At 41.0% G+C, this 2670-nt stretch carries 6 protein-coding genes; all 6 read left to right on the top strand.

Going from position 1 to position 2670, the window contains the following annotated elements; all coding sequences use genetic code 11:
• Nucleotides 1-100: 100 nt before the first annotated feature.
• The 6 genes from comGC to GMD4S_RS07805 are packed head-to-tail and all read left to right on the top strand — an operon-like array spanning nucleotide 101 to nucleotide 2521.
• On the top strand, nucleotides 101-424 hold the full coding sequence (gene comGC, locus GMD4S_RS07830) for a competence type IV pilus major pilin ComGC (protein ID WP_000735800.1): 324 nt from the start codon (nucleotides 101-103) through the stop codon (nucleotides 422-424).
• Nucleotides 387-821 carry a competence type IV pilus minor pilin ComGD gene (comGD, locus tag GMD4S_RS07825; RefSeq protein ID WP_001180048.1) on the top strand — a complete coding sequence of 145 codons (435 nt, stop codon included), beginning with the start codon at nucleotides 387-389 and terminating at the stop codon, nucleotides 819-821. Before comGC ends, comGD begins: the two co-directional genes overlap by 38 nt.
• Nucleotides 784-1086, top strand: coding sequence for a competence type IV pilus minor pilin ComGE (gene comGE, locus GMD4S_RS07820; RefSeq protein WP_000413379.1), 303 nt, complete (start codon nucleotides 784-786; stop codon nucleotides 1084-1086). The genes comGD and comGE overlap by 38 nt, the downstream gene beginning before the upstream one ends.
• Nucleotides 1049-1510, top strand: a complete 462-nt coding sequence (gene comGF / locus GMD4S_RS07815) for a competence type IV pilus minor pilin ComGF (RefSeq protein WP_000250705.1) — start codon at nucleotides 1049-1051, stop codon at nucleotides 1508-1510. Before comGE ends, comGF begins: the two co-directional genes overlap by 38 nt.
• Nucleotides 1488-1901: a competence type IV pilus minor pilin ComGG gene (comGG, locus tag GMD4S_RS07810; RefSeq protein ID WP_000265642.1), complete on the top strand. Its 414-nt coding sequence runs from the start codon at nucleotides 1488-1490 to the stop codon at nucleotides 1899-1901. Before comGF ends, comGG begins: the two co-directional genes overlap by 23 nt.
• A 32-nt stretch (nucleotides 1902-1933) precedes the next feature.
• Nucleotides 1934-2521 (top strand): class I SAM-dependent methyltransferase, encoded by a 588-nt coding sequence (locus GMD4S_RS07805; protein ID WP_000679761.1) that lies wholly within the window; start codon nucleotides 1934-1936, stop codon nucleotides 2519-2521.
• Nucleotides 2522-2670 lie beyond the last annotated feature (149 nt).

Here is a 2670-nt window from a genome sequence, read left to right as displayed (position 1 = left end):
GTACAGCCACTGGTTTTTATCTTTGTGGCCCTGATTATCGTTTTACTTTATGCGGCAATGCTTATGCCCATGTATCAAAATATGGAGGTAAATTTTTAAAATGAAAAAACTCATGACAAATTTAAAAAAAGCCAAGGTTAAAGCTTTCACGTTGGTAGAAATGTTGGTGGTTTTGCTTATCATCAGTGTTCTTCTCTTGCTCTTTGTGCCCAATTTGACCAAGCAAAAGGATGCCGTAGATGATAAAGGAAAAGCTGCTGTTGTCAAGGTCGTAGAAAGCCAGGCAGAGCTCTATAGTCTGGACAAGAATGAAGATGCTAGCCTTAGCAAATTACAAGCGGACGGTCGTATCACAGCAGAGCAAGCCAAAGCTTATAAAGACTACCATGCAAAACAAAAAACCAGTCAAACTGTTGCAGATTAAGGCCTTTACTATACTGGAAAGTCTCTTAGTTTTGGGACTTGTGAGTATCCTTGGTTTAGGCTTGTCTGGCTCTGTCCAGTCCAGTTTTGCAGCGGTAGAGGAGCAGATTTTCTTTATGGAGTTTGAAGAACTCTATCGGGAAACGCAAAAACGCAGTGTAGCCAGTCAGCAAAAGACCAGTCTGAACTTAGATGGACAGACGATCAGTAACGGCAGTCAAAACTTGACCGTTCCTAAAGGGATTCAGGCACCATCAGGACAAAGCATTATATTTGACCGAGCTGGGGGCAATTCGTCCCTGGCTAAGGTTGAATTTCAGACCAGCAAAGGAGCGATTCGCTATCAATTATATCTAGGAAATGGAAAAATTAAACGCATTAAGGAAACAAAAAATTAAGGCAGTGATTTTACTGGAAGCGGTAGTTGCTCTAGGCGTTTTTGCCAGCATTGCGACCCTTCTTTTGGGACAAATCCAGAAAAATAGGCAGGAAGAGGCAGAAATCTTGCAAAAGGAAGAAGTCTTACGTGTAGCTAAGATGGCTCTGCAGACAGGTCAAAATCAGGTAAACATAAATGGAGTGGAGATTCAGGTGTTTGCTAGTGAAAAGGGATTGGAGGTCTACCATGGTTCAGAGAAGTTGCTGTATCTTAAAGAGCAGTAAGGTAAGAGCGTTCACTCTATTAGAATCTCTGATTGCCCTTATCGTCATTAGCGGAGGCTTGCTCCTTTTTCAAGCTATGAGTCAGCTCCTCATTTCAGAAGTTCGTTACCAGCAGCAAAGCGAGCAAAAAGAGTGGCTCTTGTTTGTGGATCAACTGGAGGCAGAGTTAGATCGTTCGCAGTTTGAAAAGGTAGAAGGCAATCGCCTCTACATGAAACAGGATGGTAAGGCTATCTCTATAGGAAAGTCTAAATCGGATGATTTTCGAAAAACGGATACCAGCGGACGGGGCTACCAACCTATGGTTTATGGGCTCAAATCAGCTCAAATTACAGAGGAAAATCAATTGGTTCGCTTTCGTTTCCAATTTCAAAAGGGCCTAGAAAGGGAGTTCATCTATCGTGTGGAAAAAGCAAAAAGTTAAGGCAGGTGTTCTTTTATATGCAGTCACCATTGCAGCCATTTTTAGCCTTTTGTTGCAGTTTTATTTGAATCGGCAAGTCGCCCATCACAAAGACTTTACCCTAAACAAAGAAAAGTTGGTCGCTTTTGCCATGGCCAAACGAAGCAAAGATAAGGCTGAGCAAGAGAGCGGGGAACGAGTCTTTAACTTAGGAAAAGTCAGGTATCAAAATACGAAAACAGGTTTTACAACAAGTGTTCGTATGAATAAGGGCAACTATGAATTTCTCTTTCCTCCGATGAAAATCCAAGAAAAGAAAACGGATAAAAAGGAAGAGGTAGCGACTGATTCAAGCAATCAAGCAGGGAAGAAAAAATCAGAAGAAAAGCCTGAAAAGAAAGACAATTCCTAGTCAATTCAACTACTTTGTGTTAAACTAAAAGCATGAAACATGATTTTAATCACAAAGCAGAAACCTTTGATTCGCCCAAAAATATCTTTCTTGCAAACTTAGTTTGTAAAGCAGTTGAAAAACAGATTGCTCTTCTATCAGACAAGGAAATACTGGATTTTGGTGGTGGAACAGGTCTGTTAGCTTTGCCCCTAGCCAAGCAGGCCAAGTCGGTTACCCTTGTAGACATCTCGGAGAAAATGCTGGAGCAAGCCCGTTTGAAAGCAGAGGAACAAGAAATCAGGAATCTTCAACTCTTGGAGCAGGATTTACTGGCAAATCCCTTGGAGCAGCAATTTGACCTAATTGTTGTCAGTAGGGTTCTTCATCATATGCCTGATCTAGATGCAACTCTTGCTATGTTTCACCATCATCTTAGGGAGAATGGACAGGTCCTCATCGCTGATTTTGTCAAGACAGATACCAACCATCATGGTTTTGATTTAGCTGAACTGGAAAACAAGCTAGCCCAGTTTGGTTTTTCGAGCATTGACAGTCAGATCCTTTACAGTGCCGAAGGTCTTTTCCTAGGAAATTACGCAGAGCTCTTTTTAACAGTAGCCCAAAAATCACTCGCCTAGTAAGGGAGTGATTTTTCTATAGGAATGGAAAAAAGGAGGGAAATTTGATAAGATAGAAATATGGATTTTGAAAAAATTGAACAAGCTTATACGTATTTACTAGAGAATGTCCAAGTCATCCAAAGTGATTTGGCGACCAACTTTTATGA

Source organism: Streptococcus sp. GMD4S, assembly GCF_000296955.1.
This window is presented reverse-complemented; position numbering and strand designations above follow the sequence as displayed.

Excerpts from the sequence above, each read along its gene's own strand:
- comGF (WP_000250705.1), top strand. The coding sequence starts at position 1,049 with ATGGTTCAGAGAAGTTGCTGTATCTTAAAGAGCAGTAAGGTAAGAGCG.
- comGE (WP_000413379.1), top strand. The coding sequence starts at position 784 with ATGGAAAAATTAAACGCATTAAGGAAACAAAAAATTAAGGCAGTGATT.
- comGD (WP_001180048.1), top strand. The coding sequence starts at position 387 with ATGCAAAACAAAAAACCAGTCAAACTGTTGCAGATTAAGGCCTTTACT.
- GMD4S_RS07805 (WP_000679761.1), top strand. The coding sequence starts at position 1,934 with ATGAAACATGATTTTAATCACAAAGCAGAAACCTTTGATTCGCCCAAA.
- comGC (WP_000735800.1), top strand. The coding sequence starts at position 101 with ATGAAAAAACTCATGACAAATTTAAAAAAAGCCAAGGTTAAAGCTTTC.